The organism is Peptostreptococcus faecalis (assembly GCF_900240845.1).
Lineage (GTDB): Bacteria > Bacillota > Clostridia > Peptostreptococcales > Peptostreptococcaceae > Peptostreptococcus > Peptostreptococcus faecalis.
In genome coordinates, this window is sequence record NZ_OERU01000015.1 from 1 (window position 1) to 17,215 (window position 17,215).

Sequence of the window (17,215 nt, forward strand, 5' to 3'; positions counted from 1 at the left end):
AATTTGGTCACTGGGAAATTGACACCGTTTTAGGTGGTAAAACCAAAGATCAAAACTGCGTTTTTTCACTTGTTGAAAGAAAAACAAGGTATTATCTGCCTATTAAAGTAGCATCAAAAGATAGCAAGTCTATAAAGGAGGCATTCCAATCACTAGTTTATAGTTTTAAGAGTAATGTATCTGAGGTGTTTAAAAGCATTACATGCGATAATGGCTCCGAATTTTCGGAGATGCATACTTTTGAGTATCTATCAGATATTTACTTTGCTCACCCTTTTTCATCATATGAACGTGGTACAAATGAAAGACATAACGGGCTTTTAAGAAGGTTTCTACCAAAAGGAACATCCATGAACAAAGTAAGTAAAGAAGAAATTCTTCACTATGGTGACTTAATAAATGGATTACCTAGAAAAATCTTCAACTACAAAACTCCGGAAGCTCTTTTTGAAGAAGAGATGGACAAAGTGTATTCAGTTTTATAAAAGTGTTCAATTTGATATTGCAATTTAGTAAATAAAAACTTAAAAAAGTAGCCTCAATAAAATTTATTATAAACAGAGATAACAGAAAAAATTCGTATTTATGCTAAAAAATGGAGTAACAAAAGTTGTAAGAGTATATAATACAAATAGGAAGTTTATCTATCGAGAATCAAAAAAATGGTAATGTTAGAAGTTTAGTACTAAAGCCTAGAAAGTCGATGTCCATTCAAAATCGTATATTGAAGAAGAATTATATCAACAGGTAGAAGTAGATATCCCGAGAAAAAAGTAGCGTATGGAAAAAAGCCTGTAAATTAATAAGTCCTTCTATGGTAAAATAAAATTATCACAGGAAAATCTTTAAAATATCAAAAAAAATATGAACCAATGAATTAAAAAAGAAAATATCATAAGAATGCTAATTAATAGCCATGATATCAAAAATGTTAAAGAAATTCAAGAAACCCTAAAAAATTCATTAGAAGAAACACTGCAAGATAAGTTAGAAGCCGAAACGAATAAGCCTTTAGACTACGGAAAAAATGATAGATATACTTCTGAAAACAATAGAAATGGTTTTAAAATAAAGAAAATCCGAAGCGCTATAGGATAAATTTGATATCTTAGGTCTTCAAGATAGAGACTGTGAATTTAAATCTTAGATTATCAAAAACAAAACAAAAGTAGGGCGGCCCCAGCGTAGTGAAAGTATATTTAAGAAATTGAACAAAAAATAATAAATATAGATGCTTCTGGATTAACTAATAAGACAATTATTGAAGATATTTATGGCTTTCTACTGTCAAAATTCATGATTTCAGACATCATCGGTAATGTGATTTGTTAAAAAATATAATGTCTACATTTCATAGGTAAATAAAATCGGTTTAAAAGAGGTTTTAGGAATGTATTTAGAAAATTTATAGTCTTCTAACTCAAGTCATATTACTATTGTTTATATTTACTTAATCGGAAATAAAAGTCATAGGAGTCTTAATTTACATAAAAAATTCTATACTCCCGAAATATATTTAAATTTAAATTTAAATTAGGAAAATCTATTTCTAAAGGTTTAAAATAAGTAAAGAAAAGCAGTGAATTTAGCAATTAATAACTATATGCAATGGAATTTTCTAAAAGTAAAGGACGTATAGCGATATTTGATGAGATGAAAACTAGAATGTATATCGCTATAAAAATGTAGAATAGAAGTGAAAATTCTATGTATAAGGCTATAAATAAGCTGGTATCAACTTGTATTACAACTTATAGAGGTAAAAATTTGAGTCCTATAAAGAGGTTGAAACAAAGTTAAAAATTAATTGTTTCTTTGTGTATTAATATTATGCTTGGTAGCAATGAACAAATGAAAATAGTAATGGATTATTTAAAGAATATTATCCTAAGAAAATTGATATTCTAAAACTGGTTAAGCAAATTTAGTTCTAAATTTGAGTTTTGTTTATATGAGGTGGGCATTTTATAAAAGTGTAGAAGTAATTATTTCAATTTAGTAAATGAAAAAAATATGAGATACAATTAATAAATTTTAAAATATTGTATATAATGAAATGACAATTATAAAAAATATGGTAAAATAATTTTATTTCAAGAAAGGAATAATGATGGAATTAAAAATATCTAATATAAGTAAGAAGCATGGTAAAGATAAAATACTGGATAATATTTCTATAAATTTAAAGGAAGGCATCTATGGTCTGGTTGGTGTTAATGGTGCCGGAAAAACAACACTACTTCAAATAATATCTAATAACTTAAAAGCAGATAGTGGAAAAATAATCTTAGAAAATGAAACTATAAAAAGAACATATAATATAGGATACTTACCACAGTCATTTAAAGGTTTTAGTTCATTTTCTGTTTTAGAATTTATGAAGTATATAGTATTATTAAGAGGTAGTTCAGTAAAAAATTCCTATGATGATATAAATGAAGTATTAAAGCTAGTAAATCTTGAGAATAAAAAAAAATGTAAAATAAAAAAATTATCTGGAGGCATGTTACGTAGACTTGGTATAGCACAGGCAATTTTAAAATATCCACCGATTATATTATTAGATGAACCCACAGTTGGTTTGGATCCTATTGAAAGAGAATCATTTAAATTATTACTTGAAAAAATATCAAAGAAATCAATAATTATTTTATCAACACATATATTGGAAGATATAGAAAACATTGCCTCAAATATACTTTTATTAAAAGATGGAAAATTAACAAGATTAAAAACAAATAAAAAAATCGGAAATGAAATAATAAACAAGTATAGGTAGGTGATGATGTGATTAGCTATGAATTAAAGAAAATAATCAGAACAAAAATTTTTTTTATGACTATTTTTATTATTTTTATATATTTAATAATATCAACTACTGTAGGTATTGTTAATGAAGAAAAAATTATATATTCAGACAAAAAAATAAATGTGTTAAAAGGATATGATGCTATAGAATATGAGAAAAAAGAAAAAGGATTTTTAATAAATAATAGCTTTTTAAACAAGTTTCAAGATGAATTTAATATATTAGACAAGAAAAGTAATATAGAACAAGATATTTTTTTTTCTAATTATAGCTTTATGATTAAAAACTACCATATTATATATGGAGAAGATTATAATAATGTTATAAATAAAAAGAGACCTTTAAATTTTTATAAAGATCGAATTCTTTATGGATATAAAACAAAAAAATCTAATTTTGAAGAGGATGGCTATATTAGATATAATATTCAAACTCCAAAAATGAATGCTCTACATAAATATAGTGAAAAAATAAAAAAACCATTTTTAATTAAATACAATAAAGGTTGGGAAAGTATCTTTAATGAAACAATATTGATCAATATGTTAATATTGTTAGCTATTTTTTTTAACATATATAAATATGTTAAACTAGATGAAGCTAGTGGTGTGAAAAAAATAATTAATTCATCTGAATTTATACAGTTGTATGATAAGACTATATATATTTCTAGTATATTATTTGGAGCTATATATTATTTTACTATTCATATTTTAGAAGTAATCATAAAAGCAGTTACTTATGGATTAGATGGAGGAACCCTTAATATACAAGTTTTAAGTTCTTATTTGCTATCGCCTAATCACATGGATATATTAAATGCATATATATTTATAATTTTATTAGGGCTTTGTAGTATATTTATATTTATAAACATATTATTCTTATTAAATAGGTATTTACTAAAATACTCAAAAAGTTTTTTAGTAACGATTGTTGTTTTTTTATTATCATCATTATTTTTAAAGTATGATACAAATATTGTAAATTGGTATAGCTCAGTTGCAAGTTTAATGCCTTTTTTTAATTTAAATCCCGAAAATATATTAAATAATTTAAATATTATATCATTCAAAGGGATATTATTTTCATATACTTATATAATATTTTTTTTGTATGTACTTATAAATATATTAATATATATTTTATTAACAAAGACAAATCATAGAAAGAGGTGAATTTTTGATTAAAATAATAGCATTTGATTTAAAAAGGCTGATATCTGAAAAGAAGTTTACAATACCTATATTAATGGCTATTGCAATAAATATTTTAGCATTCACATATATGTGTGTTGACGGGATTGAAAATAATAGTGTGACTACTGATAGTGAAGAGTATATAAATAATAATTATATTAATGATTCTATAAAAAAGATACAAAATAATAATGAAAATATTAGTGAACTTACTAACGAGAAAAAACTTGTTAATAAACTTTTTTCTCCGCCAGGAACATATGATGATAATATTATATATGATTTAAAGGCTCCCGTAGATATTTTTAAAAAAAGAATAGAATATACAAGATTTATTTTGGATAAAAAAAAAGTAGATAAAGTGAATCAGAAAAAAGTTCTGCAAAAAATGAACAGTTTAGATAATAGTATCAAGAAATCCAATTATTCATCATGGAAACTATTATTAATTCTAATCGGAATAGTTACAATAACTACTGCACTTTCTTTAATAATAAATATTTCTAATTTCTTATCAGAAGAGAATGAAACAGGAATGAAGTCGATTATTAATTCTGAAATAAAAAAAATAAATGTTTTTGTTAAATCATTAGAAATTTTAGTATATTCATCATTAGTATTTATTGTTAATATAACAATATTAATTATTCCAATATTTTTTTTAATGGGAATAGATGGATGGAACACTGACATTCATCTATATAGTGAACTTTTTACCTCAATGTATAACTATAATTTCTTAAAATGTTTTATTGTATTAGTTATCATGCATTTTACTTTTATTATTTTTGTTGGAGAAGGCACATTATTTATGTCGCTTATAATTAAAGATAACATCACTGTTATATTCATAGCTTTATTTATACTAACTTTTCCTGTGTTATTTATTAGAATAGTTGAAATCAACTCTTCAGGTATCATATCAAAGATATTTTCAGATTTTAGTATTATTAATTATATAATACCTATTACACCACTAATTGAATTTAAATTATATAAGATGATAAATAATATTTACATCACTAAAATAGAAATGCTTATAATAACAAATATAATGAGTACAATTTTTATCTTATTTTTAATGTATATATTTAAAATAAATAAAAATAATTATATTAAAAATGATTGTGTTTCAAAATAAAAAAAACGACATCCTTCAAGTATCTTTTAAAAATAAAGGGAAAGATAAAGTTATTTCTTATGTAAATGCCTTGGATGGCGAGATTTTATTCAATGATATAACTGAAGATGGTCGAGCATACTATGACCGAGAAAAAGGTAGATGGAGATTTGAAAGAGCAGTTTCTATTGCTAATGTTATGAAATTAAAAGGAATCTATTCTTATGAAGTTGGAATAACTTCAAACGGAACTAAAGATAGATATACTACCGTAGATGAAATTAAACAATCAAATATAAATGCGTTCAGCTTTTCAGGCCACTCTGGAAACTCTATAGGAACATCTCTTTTATTGACAAATAAAAATCAAGATGGAAGCCTCCCATATGATGAAATATATCCTAATAATATACCTTCTAATAAAGAGTGGAAATTTGCATATTTAGATGCTTGTGACACAGGTAAAACAGATGATTGGGCTGAAAATTTCAAAATATGGAGCACAAGCAAGGGTAAAGTTTTAATTGAAACAAAGGATAAATTACATATAAATACTGCTCATGAATTTAGCAAATCTTTAGAAAAAAATCAAAAAAGCTATGGTGGTAGTTTATATGATAACTTTATAAGAGCAAAATCAGACTGTAATTCAAGAAACTTTGATTCATCTCTGTTCAATTATAGAGGTGACAAAAATTTTTAAGAGCATTAGGAAGGTGAAAATTTTATTATGAAAAAAAATAAATTTAAATTTTTTACATTAGTTAGTTTTATTTCTATCTTGTCGTTGAATTCAAATATGTTTATATCACATGCTGATACGCAGGGAAAGACTCATGTGATAGTCTCCTCTGATTCAGAGGCAGATATGATGGTTGCTTCACCATTGTCAAATCATTTTAATACAAAAGTTATTTTAAGCTCAGATAATGACTTTGACTCAACAGATATTGACATAAAAAATGATAAAATTATTTTAATCGGTGGAGAAGATACTTTGAAATTGAACTCTATAGATTCTTATAAATATATTCGGTTATCCGGCAAGGATAGATATGAGACCTCTATGAATGTTTTTGAATATAGAAAATCTATTGACAAAGTTAACACTATAAATATTGTTTCAGGTAAAAAAGCTGCTGATGCAGTTACAGCAGCTAATAGTAGCGATCCTGTAGTTCTTACATATGAAGATTTATGTGAATGCATAGATATAACAAATTGGATAAATAACCAAGCTAAAACTCTGAAAAACTATAATAAAAGGGTTATTGGAGGGGAAAAAACAATCTCTAATGAATTACTAAAAGTATTGGATGCTACCAGAATAGCTGGAAATAATAGATATGAGACCAATAAAAAATTTATTGAAACTTTGAATAAAAAAGAACACTTAGAATCTTTTGATTCAGTTTTTTCTGAAAATATCAGATTAGCAAATAAAGCTTATTTAGAGGGAAAAGCCCTATATATAAAAGACTTTAGAATAAAACAAAATAATGATTTTTTAGAAATCGATAAATCTGAGATTGAAACAATAAAAAATATATCAAGCTTATTTCATGAAATATCACAAATGGAATCTAATGGATTAGTAGATTATAACTTAGATACTTCTGTATATATAGATGGACAAGTATATAAAATTAATAGTGATTCATATAAATATAGTGAAAATAACCCTAAACGTAATAACCCTATAATTAGGATTAGCAAAAATCAGGACATAATAATAAAAAAAGATAGTGACATAGATAGAAAAATAGGCACACTATTTAAACATCTTTTAAATATAAAATAACTTATTTAAAAGCATTCTTTTTTAGAATCAAAAAAAAGAAGGGTAGCATTAACTTGCTAGCCCTTTCTTTTTGCGTCAACTATAATTAAGAAATTTAGTATTCTCAATACGGTTGTGTTGCAAAGTTTAATTTATCCTGATTTTGAGATATAATATTGATATAATTCACATAGATGGAGGGTACACAATCATGAAAAAATTATTTAAGGGAAAGCAATATGATTTTAGAATAATAATTGAAGCCTTATGACTTTATTATCATTTTTCTTTAATCGATTTTAATAATTTTCACTATATTTTTATAAATCACCTATCTAATCAACATACTATATATTTAAAATATTTAACGACATTCCATAGCTAGGTGTTTTAACATCTTTTTTAATATTAAAATTTTTATCATATAGAGTTATCTTATCATGGCTAATTAAAACATAATCTTTATTTTTAGTTTTACCTGAATAAAGAATAGTTCTATCTAATTTTTTAGAATTAATTAACTTATCACTATTTGCATTGTATCTTACAACACTAGTATGATTTTCCGGATTAGCTATATCTTTAGACTTAAATAAAGTAAACTCTGAGTCATTCTCCTTTATCATATTAAATACCATCTCGTCAAACTTTTTTTTCCTATAAATATTCTTTTTATCAAGATCAAAAATGATAAATGCACCTGTCTCATTATCTTCAGCTAAACTTGCTGAAGTATACAATTTTTCACCTTTAAGGTACGCAGAATTAAAGGATAGTGAACCATCTATTTTTATTGTTGCATCTACTTTCATAGTTTTAGGATCTATTATTTTTAATGCTGATTCTTTATCTCCTCTCATAAAAACATACACTTTATCATTTTTTGATGTCATATAGTCTGCAACATAGCTATATTAAAACTTATCATTCTTGTTTGGTTTACTCAAAAATATCTTATCAATTTTATTGTTTTTTAAGTCGTTTTTTGAAAATAGTACTTCACCATTCCCATTATAGGTGTTATATACATAATTTTCATCTCCACAAACTGTATCAGGAGAATATTTTTCCAATAAGTTATATTTGGTTTCTTTGTTGAAATCTTGACAATCCATTACTATATTATTGTTAATATTAAAGGCTCCTTCTTTAATTAAAAATAATTTATTTTTATATATATCTGCTGGTTTATACGCATCCGGTCTTGAAGTTTTAAAACTTTTTTGTTCTGTAATATTTAACTTATTGTCATAACCTATAGTTAAAAGTTTGTTTTTTTCAAGGTATGTTGCAATAATTTCCGTTTTTTCATTTTTAGATTCACTATTTTTTTCTTTATGAAAAAATAGTAATGATGATAATACTATTATTGATAATATTATTGAAATAAGAATTGTTATTTTTTTTCTCATTTATAATTACCAGTTGTTATTATACGTTATAGTAGTTTGAGTATTATTAACGAACTCATAAGGTGTAATCGCATTTCTTCCCATTACTTCTGTATCTAAATCCCATCCTAAATTGTAGTAAGCTCTCCAAATTAGTGAAGAACAATAGTATTCACTTGTCTCCCACTTATTATATAATCTATAGTTATATGATTTTCCTCTACATCCCTCCGAAAAAGATGCTGCTCTATCACGCGCAGATTTACTACTTCCATTTACTGTTACAGCTACACTAGAATTATGTTTCCACCAATTATTTTCCCCTCTAGAAATATGAACACCTACTCCTGGGTTAGATTCAGTTAAATCTCTATGATTCGTTACTATAGCAGAATGTCCTACCTTGAAGACTCCACCAACCCCATCTCTAGTTACAAGAATATATCCTCTTTCATTATCTCTAGGATACTTTCCAGAAGACTTTCCACTATGTTTTGGTTTAAGATCTTTAACCGATTTTTCATGTACAATATCATCTATAGTATCAGCCTCTTTTTGAAATTCTTCAAAAGTCTCATCGCTGTATCCCATCTTTTCTATTAAAAAAGTTTTTTCTGTATCTGTATACATACTATTTTTTTCATTTTTATGTTCTTCTATAACTGCATTAAGAGTACTCTTATCCATACCCATTGTTTCATAGGTTTTTATCTGTTCATCAGTCATTTCATAATTCACATCATTGTTATGTGCATTAATTACCCCAGTTGATAATAAAGTAATAACAAAACTAATTGATAATACTCTTATTGCTAATTTTTTAATTTTCATTTATAATAATCTCCCTTTGTTTATTTTAACAAGAAGTATTTAAAATATTCCTTATTTTTTTAAGTATAACATAATATTATAAGATCTATCAATAATTAATTGAGTTTTTTTCATCATAATGCATTTTAATCCATTACGATTTTCGTTCGTGCCTATTCTTTCAGTTGTTCACTTCTACCTTTAACTTTAATATTTTCTGTTAATTATGATAAATAATGTCCAACTATATCAATCTGGCTGTGAGCTTTGAGCATAGTTTTGACCCTTAAATAGAGTCAAAATAAGAAAGTATTAGAGGTTGTGTTGCAAAGTTTTATTTATCCTAATTTTAAGATATAATATTGGTATAATTCACATAAATGGAGGGTATACAATCATGAAAAAATTATTTAAAGGAAAGCAATATGATTTTAGGATAATAATTGAAGCCTTAGGGCTTTACTATCATTTTTCTTTAAGCTATCGTGATTGTGAGAAAATAATGCGTAAATTTAGCATTGGAATTGATCATACAACTATTTATCGTTGGAATAAACAGTATGGAAAGACTTTATATCATTTATGGAAAAGAAGAAATCGACGTAGAGCATTGTCTAAATCTTGGAGAATTGATGAAACTTATATTAAAGTTAAAGGAAAATACTGCTACCTTTACAGAGCAATTGATTCTAATGGTTTGTTAGATATGTGGCTAAGAAACAACAGAAATACAGTATCTACAAAGGCTTTTATTAAACGCCTTATAAGAGATTATGGACAACCTCGTTCAATTGTAACAGACAAATATGCACCTTCTATTAAAGCTATAAATGAGTTGAAATCAGAAGGTTTCTTAGATAAATCAGTAAATCATTGGCAATCTAAATATCTTAATAATATTTTAGAACAGGATCATCGTAAGGTGAAGTCTAAAATTCCCTATAGTAATAGCTTTCAGTCAACGTACACTACAGCTTCTACTATTAAAGGAATTGAAGTTGTATCTGCTATGTATAAAATTAGCCGAAGAGAAATTACTCTCTTTGGCTTTTGCCCATGGGCAGAAATTGAAAGATTATTTAAAACTACTTGCTAAAAATTTAAGAAATTGGTGAGGTATGCTGTTTTTTCAAACTTTGCAACACAACCAATTAAATGTTAATTGAGAATTATCAGTCTCAATAACTTCTGAGAAAGTATTGGACGAATTTTCTTCCGTTGCAAATGAATTATTAACTACTCCAAACGAATTAATAGTTAAACCTATAGTTGCTATTGTTAAAAATAAATATTTTTTCATTATAAAACCTCCTTTTGTGTAATTATAAAAAATCTTTATTTAACCTCCGATATGTAATATTTTGTAATCATTATTTTTATCACGAATTAGTATAACTTCATGAGAATTTAAACCTTCATTATAACTAACAGAATTATTTTTTTTATTGAGCTTAATATCAAATGAAACCATAATTACTATAGGATTTTTATACTCTAATACTTCTTCTTTAGTATTTTTTACTTTTATAGGGTTTTCTATAGTACCTTGACTTGATGAAGGTTTCGCTCCGATAAATCTAACACTTTTAACTGAATCATTAAATTCTTTTAGTTGATTTTTTCCCTCATCTTTATCAAGAGGCTCTCCTAAATTAAAATAACCTCCTTCGAATTGGCCTTTAAATTCAGAATTTATTTTTTTATCATTGTTCATATCAGAATAGATATAATTATATTTATCTTCTTTTCCCATATTATTTATATATCTTGACACTACTTCAACAGGGTTTTGTTTCCATAGTTCTGCACTGTCTACAATCGTATTAAAATCTTTACTACTTTCACTTGTTTTTATACATCCAACTAACGGAAAAGATAACATTAAAATAGATATGTATAGAATCATTTTTTTATTAAATTTCATTTTCACAACTCCTCATAATATAAAAATAAAATAATATATTTTTTTCAGAATTTTCAAACAATATATACTTATCTAAAACCTATCAGATTTTTTATATTTTGTCAATGTTTTTTTAACAAATATTATTTCAATTGCCTAATCTACCCTGTTAATCTGGCTGAGAGCTTTGAGCATATTTTTGACCCTTAGATAGAGTCAAAATAAGTTAATGTCATGTAGTAATTTATTTACGACCGTATAAAAGTACGTAAAATATATTCAAATTGATTTATAAATGCAAATAAATGCTATAAGTAATAATTCTCAAGGTGTGTAGCAAGACACAAAACGCAAATATACGCATTTGTTATATTTGGGCAGGAAACAAATTTCCTTCGCAAAACAATAAATAATTAACCTAAAAGCATTTAAAAGCACTATTTTGTGACGTTAACAAGATGGTAAATCCGATTTAATACAAAAGCTAAGGACAGTCCTTTGTGACTGTCCTTAGCTTCCAATAGATGTCATTTATATGTCATTGGTATCAATGACATCTCATCATATAAATACCTTAAATATAATCATCTTTCTTTATATTTTTAAGCTCATCTAATGTATCATTAACATTTTTTTCGTGCCAATTTTTTAGCCCAACATATAAAGAATTAAGTCTTATACCGCTCAATTTTCCTTGTTGTGCGCTCAGTTTAATAATGCTGTCACTTGTTTTTATATCTATTCTGTAGTTAAGACCATGTTCATAAATATCTATATTTTCAATTTCAGCATATGGTATAGAAAGTATACTTTCCTTTTTTATATTTGTAGTCCAATCACTAAGTTTAGCTATCAGTATTTCTGAATATGTAAGTTGCAAAATAAAACTTTCTGTAGAGAAAAAATTATATATAGCTTCACTCATATCATTCGCTTGATATTGAACAATAATTGTTCGATCTTCCTTGGGCTTAAAGCCTAATTCCTCAAATATCTTTATATGTGATTTTTCAGATGCCATTGTCACTTCTCCTTTATTCATATTTGTTATATATACAATAATTATAACATAAAACAAATACTATTGTAACTCCCCAATCTACCCTGTTAATCTGGCTGAGAGCTTTGAGCATATTTTTGACCCTTAGATAGAGTCAAAATAAGAAAGTATCAGACATATTTAATCTGTCGTTCACTCGTCGCTACACGTTCAGTAATCTAATTAAGCAGTCCCCTAATATCATCAATTACCTTTTCACTTTGCCAGCATTTCTGCTTACTGCACCACCGATATAATTTATTCATCGGTCATATCAACCCGACTGACGTATTAATTCGTGTCTACGTGTATGGCACTCATTAACCGATTAGACTTTTTGCATTGGCTCTAATTAACCTATCGTTTTTATACTGCTGTCGGCTTGCAGTTTTATTGTTTTTGAAATTATGAGTTAAGTATAACCCAGTATTTACAATGGTTTCAATGGGATTTTTTAATAGGTGGACTTGTCCACCTGTCCACTCGTCCACCTGTACACTCGTCCACTTGTACACTTGTCCACCTGTCCACTTGTCCACCTATCTTCTTATATATTTCATTTTTAAAATGCTGTCTTTTAAAGAATTACAGCCACACTTACCTTGTCCACCTGTACACTCGTCCACTTGTACACTCGTCCACCTGTACACTCGTCCACTTGTACACTTGTCCACCTGTCCACTTGTCTACCTGTCTACCGTTTTTTTATATTGTTTTATACTATTAATATTGTCTTATATTGGTGGACATTGGGGGGTATACATGTTATAATTTGTGTATATTAATGATCGGAGGAATAAAGCATGGGAAAGGTAATTAGTTTTGCGAATTTTAAAGGTGGGGTAGGAAAAACCTCAACAACTGCACTAGTTGGATATAACTTATCTAAAATGGGCAAAAAAGTTTTAATGATAGACTTTGATGCACAAGCAAACTTGACATCATTATTGTTAAAAACTAAAAGTAAAGATGAGGATATAGTCACTATAGGCACATCTCTTATGAGTGCTATTACAAATAATATAAACTTAGGTGAAATTGTATTAAATATAGAGGATAATTTAGACCTTATACCAAACGCAGTAGATTTCTCAATGTATCCACGTTTTTTAGAAAAGGAATTTGATGATGAAAACAAGAGAGTATCCTTTTTTAATTCTTTAATTGTTGACCTAAAGAAAGAGTACGACTATATTTTTATAGACGTACCTCCAACACTAAGTCTACTTAATGACACAGCCTTTTTTTCTTGTGACCAGATTGTTGTTGTTCTGCAAACGCAAGAAAGATCTCTTGCAGGTGCAGAAATATTTATAAAATATCTTCAGGACACGCTTATAGACATATTCCATTCAGGCGTTGATATATTAGGTATACTGCCTGTTTTAAGCAAAAAGGGAGCTAAGGTTGACCTTGTAGTGCTTGAGGAAGCTAAAAAAGAGTTTGGAGAAAATAACGTATTTAATAATACTATTTCAATTATGGAAAGGGTTAAGCGAATGGACATGACTGGTATAACTGATGATAAAAAAGATATACATGACAAAAGAGTTCATTCAGCTTTTTCAAATGTAGCTAAAGAATTGCTTGATAGATTGGAGATGGAGTAATGGGAATGCTAGATCATAAATCCGATAAAGACAAAAAAGAAAATAAAGGAAAGAAACTGCTTACAAGAGGAACAGAAGTTGAAGTTAAAAATATAATAGATAGGACACAGTTTACTGGCAAAAGTTCGGAAACTGCTAAAGCTCCAAATTTAGATGCAGTTCCAACCATAAGAGTTAGCTTAAAAACTGATAATCATACAAGAAACAAATTAATGAGCTTAGTAACTCTTGGTCACGCAAATTCAATAGGAGAGTTGGTAGAAGAGTTGGTTAAGGAAAAGATAGAATCTTTAAGTGAGTCTGAATACAGTAGATATGAATATTTATTTTCTACATATGAGCTTTCAGATATGAAAAAACAAAATAAAAAATAAACTATTCCCAAAAACGATATTTACGGAATATTTTGGTGAAAGAGTTGAAAAATACGTGTTTTATAAATAGAGTAGGGCAGACTTAATATATTTAGGTTTGCTCTATTTTTGTTTTATTTTACAAAATAGACTAGATACTTAAACATTTTTCAGAATTTTCTTTATTTTAATTTTAATTCATGATAACCTTAATGTATACTAATTAATTCTTTTGTTTTATATTTGTAATTAAAGGAGGTTTTCTAATTGAAAAAAATAGTGGTAAGCATTTTATTTGTACTTTTTTTAATAGTAGGTTGTTCAAAAAATGAACAAAAATTAGACAACAGTGCTTTCTTAGATAAGGCATTGGAATGCAATACGCTTGATGGGGTAAACTCAAAATTAGATAAGTATGTAACTATTAAAGAAACAACTAAATTCAAAGACGGAACTTCAAAATCAAAAAATTCAATCGCTATATTAAATAATAAAGGAACTCTAATAAAAATTGGTTCCTCCGCAGATAAAAATGTTGAAGGAGATGGATACTATAATTACAATAAAGATAATACCATAGATATGTATACCTTTGGGCACAATTCGTCTTCGAAAAATAATTATTCTCTTAACGTTAGTAAAAACATTCCATATGAATCAATGAAAAATATCTTTAAGCAGTTTTTAATATCTGACCCAAAAAAAGAAAAATTTACTGTTATCAAAGATGAAAAAATAAATGGGATAGATACTGTAAAAATAAAATATACCGTTATATCTGAAAATTTTTTAGATGGATATATATCAGATGGAATGTTGAGTCAAAATGATGCGGATAATTTAAAAAAGAATAAAGATTTTAATAATGCTATTATGAGCATAGAAAAAAATGACATGTATGTGTATTATTGGATTGATAAGAATACATATAAAATAATGAAAACTGAAATTAACAACAGTGCAATGGAGACAGTACATTATTACTTACAAAATTTCTTTGATAAAAAGAATGAAAATAATCCCCCTGTACATTCTGTAACCACATATATATTTGACTATGATAATGTGAAAAAAATAAAATTACCTGAAGAAAAATAAACTATTCCCAAAAGACATATTTACGGAATAGTTAGTTGTAACAATTGAAAAATAAGCGTTATAAAAATAGAGTAAGACAGACTTAATATAATTAGGCTTGCTCTATTTTTGTTTATTAAAGTATTTTAGTTAATATGTTTATGTTTACCTTAAGATTTGTTATTTTTATTTTATTTATCATATTTAAATATTTTTTCGAGAAAAGCATATATCCATCCATTGGGACACCTTCAAAAGTCTATAATAAGATTAAATATTATGTTATAATAATCATGTCCTTATGGATAATATCTCCGAAAGGAGGGAAAAGCTATGGATGAGTTGAAAAACATACTTATCTCTATTATCTGTCCTGCTACTAAGGAAATTTTAGTAATGATTTTTAAAAGATTTCTTGATAAAAAGGATAAATAATGCAAAAAGGAGAGCTGGCAGGCTCTCCTTTTTTGTGTCCTTAAATACTATGGACGAGTTATATACCCTATCTATTATCTAACACATTTATACCATATTTTTTCAAATAATGCAACATTGTTTATTTATTATCATATTATAAAATAAATAAAAAAGTTTTGTGAAAAAGACCTAATTATTCGTGCCGAATAATATATGCTAGTATTATAGAAAGGAGGAAATGGTATGGACGAAACAAAAAAATAGGAGTAGTAGCTGAGCAGCAAGTACTATATTTATTCTATGAGCATATGGCATCAATTATATATAGTAAGGCTCTAGAGGATGCACAGCTTTGGATGAGAAATCGCATTGAAAATATTGAGATAGACTATTTTGTATTATATTGCAATACCAATAAATCTGAATATTAATCATAAAAAAAGAAGGCTAGCATTAATTTACTAGCATTTCTCTTTGCGTCAACTGTAATTAAGAAATTTAGTATTTTAAAAACTCTAACAGGTTCTGTTGCAAAGTTTGAAAAAACAGCATACTTCACCAATAGTTGTATGATCAATCCCAATTCTAAATTTACGCATTATTTTCTCACAATCACAATAACTTAAAGAAAAATGACAATAAAGTACTAAAGCCTCGATTATTATTCTAAAATCACATGGATCTCCTTTAAATAGTTCTTTCACTATTATCTATCCTCCATTTATGTGAATTATGAAAACTTTATCTCGTAAAGTTAGGATAAATTAAACTTTGCAACACAACCAAAAATATTACAAGGAGAGTTTACATTAATTGGATTTTATATTATACTGATTTTGATTCTATATTTATTTACTAAATTGCAATATCAAATTGAACACTTTTATAAAACTGAATGCACTTTGTCCATCTCTTCTTCAAAAAGAGCTTCCGGAGTTTTGTAGTTGAAGATTTTTCTAGGTAATCCATTTATTAAGTCACCTTAGTGAAGAATTTCTTATTTACTTACTTTGTTCATGGATGTTCCTTTTGGTAGAAACCTTCTTAAAAGCCCGTTATGTTTTTCATTTGTACCACGTTCATATGATGAAAAAGGATGAGCAAAGTAAATATCTGATAGATACTCAAAAGTATGCATCTCCGAAAATTCGGAGCCATTATCGCATGTAATACTTTTAAGCACCTCAGATACATTACTCTTAAAACTGTAAACTAGTGATTGGAATGCCTCCTTTATAGACTTGCTATCTTTTGATGCTACTTTAATAGGCAGATAATACCTTGTTTTTCTTTCAACAAGTGAAAAAACGCAGTTTTGATCTTTGCTTTTTCCACCTAAAACGGTGTCAATTTCCCAGTGACCAAATTCTAGTCTGGATTCTATTTCAGAGGGTCTTTCACTGATTGACTTACCAAGCTTACGCTTATGCTCTTTAGAAAATTTCTTATTTTCAGCACGGCGAAGTTTAAATGGTAAATCATAGTTTTTGATTGCTATGATTTCTTTACCAACGTAGTTGTAAAGAGTTTTCATACAAACTGTTTCAGTAAACATAGAATTAGCTATGGCGTATCCAATACATGCATCTAGAGACCATTTAAGGTTAACATATTTATCTATAACAAAATCTATAAAGTCTCTGCATTTTTCTAGATTAAGTGACTTACAACAACTTAATCTGTTGCTTTCATATATCGCCTGACCTG

The 17,215-nt window shown here is 26.8% G+C and carries 21 protein-coding genes; 12 read left to right on the forward strand and 9 right to left on the reverse strand.

From position 1 onward, the window contains the following. The 7 genes from C0982_RS09820 to C0982_RS09850 all read left to right on the forward strand — a co-directional run. On the forward strand, positions 1–485 hold a 485-nt coding region (locus tag C0982_RS09820; RefSeq protein ID WP_145994519.1), incomplete at its 5' end, for an IS30 family transposase. A 415-nt stretch (positions 486–900) separates the two neighbouring features. Next, on the forward strand, positions 901–1,098 hold the full coding sequence (locus tag C0982_RS09825; protein WP_101774039.1) for a hypothetical protein: 198 nt from the start codon (positions 901–903) through the stop codon (positions 1,096–1,098). Between the two features lie 1,009 nt (positions 1,099–2,107). After that, positions 2,108–2,779 (forward strand): ATP-binding cassette domain-containing protein, encoded by a 672-nt coding sequence (locus C0982_RS09830; RefSeq protein WP_101774040.1) that lies wholly within the window; start codon positions 2,108–2,110, stop codon positions 2,777–2,779. 8 nt (positions 2,780–2,787) lie between these two features. Continuing rightward, positions 2,788–3,987, forward strand: a complete 1,200-nt coding sequence (locus C0982_RS09835; RefSeq protein WP_101774041.1) for a hypothetical protein — start codon at positions 2,788–2,790, stop codon at positions 3,985–3,987. Between the two features lie 4 nt (positions 3,988–3,991). Continuing rightward, positions 3,992–5,149 (forward strand): hypothetical protein, encoded by a 1,158-nt coding sequence (locus C0982_RS09840; protein WP_101774042.1) that lies wholly within the window; start codon positions 3,992–3,994, stop codon positions 5,147–5,149. Then, positions 5,130–5,831 (forward strand): hypothetical protein, encoded by a 702-nt coding sequence (locus C0982_RS09845; RefSeq protein ID WP_101774043.1) that lies wholly within the window; start codon positions 5,130–5,132, stop codon positions 5,829–5,831. Before C0982_RS09840 ends, C0982_RS09845 begins: the two co-directional genes overlap by 20 nt. Positions 5,832–5,858: 27 nt before the next feature. After that, positions 5,859–6,929 carry a cell wall-binding repeat-containing protein gene (locus C0982_RS09850; protein ID WP_101774044.1) on the forward strand — a complete coding sequence of 357 codons (1,071 nt, stop codon included), beginning with the start codon at positions 5,859–5,861 and terminating at the stop codon, positions 6,927–6,929. 326 nt (positions 6,930–7,255) lie between these two features. Here the strand turns inward: C0982_RS09850 and C0982_RS09855 are convergent, their stop codons facing one another. The 3 genes from C0982_RS09855 to C0982_RS09865 are packed head-to-tail and all read right to left on the reverse strand — an operon-like array spanning position 7,256 to position 9,130. Further along, positions 7,256–7,801, reverse strand: a complete 546-nt coding sequence (locus C0982_RS09855) for a hypothetical protein (RefSeq protein WP_101774045.1) — start codon at positions 7,799–7,801, stop codon at positions 7,256–7,258. 21 nt (positions 7,802–7,822) lie between these two features. Further along, positions 7,823–8,320, reverse strand: coding sequence for a hypothetical protein (locus tag C0982_RS09860; protein WP_101774046.1), 498 nt, complete (start codon positions 8,318–8,320; stop codon positions 7,823–7,825). A 6-nt stretch (positions 8,321–8,326) separates the two neighbouring features. Further along, the gene (locus C0982_RS09865; RefSeq protein WP_101774047.1) at positions 8,327–9,130 is read right to left on the reverse strand and encodes a YiiX/YebB-like N1pC/P60 family cysteine hydrolase; all 804 of its coding nucleotides are present in this window, start codon (positions 9,128–9,130) and stop codon (positions 8,327–8,329) included. Between the two features lie 376 nt (positions 9,131–9,506). Between C0982_RS09865 and C0982_RS09870 the strand changes: the two genes are divergently transcribed. Then, complete coding sequence (locus C0982_RS09870; protein ID WP_101774048.1) at positions 9,507–10,205, forward strand: IS6 family transposase; 699 nt, start codon at positions 9,507–9,509, stop codon at positions 10,203–10,205. Positions 10,206–10,238: 33 nt separating this feature from the next. On the opposite strand, the gene C0982_RS10605 is transcribed toward C0982_RS09870, so the two are convergent. From C0982_RS10605 to C0982_RS09885, 4 genes are all read right to left on the reverse strand, one after another. Next, the gene (locus tag C0982_RS10605; protein ID WP_180946934.1) at positions 10,239–10,409 is read right to left on the reverse strand and encodes a hypothetical protein; all 171 of its coding nucleotides are present in this window, start codon (positions 10,407–10,409) and stop codon (positions 10,239–10,241) included. Between the two features lie 39 nt (positions 10,410–10,448). Next, positions 10,449–11,033, reverse strand: a complete 585-nt coding sequence (locus C0982_RS09875) for a hypothetical protein (RefSeq protein WP_101774049.1) — start codon at positions 11,031–11,033, stop codon at positions 10,449–10,451. Positions 11,034–11,586: 553 nt separating this feature from the next. Next, complete coding sequence (locus C0982_RS09880) at positions 11,587–12,033, reverse strand: hypothetical protein (protein WP_101774050.1); 447 nt, start codon at positions 12,031–12,033, stop codon at positions 11,587–11,589. Between the two features lie 338 nt (positions 12,034–12,371). Further along, positions 12,372–12,590 carry a hypothetical protein gene (locus C0982_RS09885; protein ID WP_145994520.1) on the reverse strand — a complete coding sequence of 73 codons (219 nt, stop codon included), beginning with the start codon at positions 12,588–12,590 and terminating at the stop codon, positions 12,372–12,374. A gap of 264 nt (positions 12,591–12,854) precedes the next feature. Here C0982_RS09885 and C0982_RS09890 point away from each other — a divergent pair, with 264 nt between their 5' ends. From C0982_RS09890 to C0982_RS10725, 4 genes are all read left to right on the forward strand, one after another. Then, complete coding sequence (locus C0982_RS09890) at positions 12,855–13,661, forward strand: ParA family protein (RefSeq protein WP_101774052.1); 807 nt, start codon at positions 12,855–12,857, stop codon at positions 13,659–13,661. Beyond that, complete coding sequence (locus tag C0982_RS09895; RefSeq protein WP_101774053.1) at positions 13,661–14,035, forward strand: DUF5388 domain-containing protein; 375 nt, start codon at positions 13,661–13,663, stop codon at positions 14,033–14,035. Before C0982_RS09890 ends, C0982_RS09895 begins: the two co-directional genes overlap by 1 nt. Before the next feature lie 246 nt (positions 14,036–14,281). Next, on the forward strand, positions 14,282–15,112 hold the full coding sequence (locus C0982_RS09900; RefSeq protein WP_101774054.1) for a hypothetical protein: 831 nt from the start codon (positions 14,282–14,284) through the stop codon (positions 15,110–15,112). 656 nt (positions 15,113–15,768) lie between these two features. Continuing rightward, positions 15,769–15,939 carry a DUF2164 family protein gene (locus tag C0982_RS10725; RefSeq protein WP_278336054.1) on the forward strand — a complete coding sequence of 57 codons (171 nt, stop codon included), beginning with the start codon at positions 15,769–15,771 and terminating at the stop codon, positions 15,937–15,939. Here the strand turns inward: C0982_RS10725 and C0982_RS10610 are convergent. Beyond that, entirely contained in the window at positions 15,936–16,091 is a 156-nt protein-coding gene (locus C0982_RS10610) for a hypothetical protein (RefSeq protein ID WP_180946935.1), read from the reverse strand. The genes C0982_RS10725 and C0982_RS10610 overlap by 4 nt on opposite strands. A 414-nt stretch (positions 16,092–16,505) precedes the next feature. Next, positions 16,506–17,215, reverse strand: a 710-nt coding sequence (locus tag C0982_RS09915) for an IS30 family transposase (RefSeq protein WP_101774056.1), incomplete at its 5' end; no start/stop codon positions are given.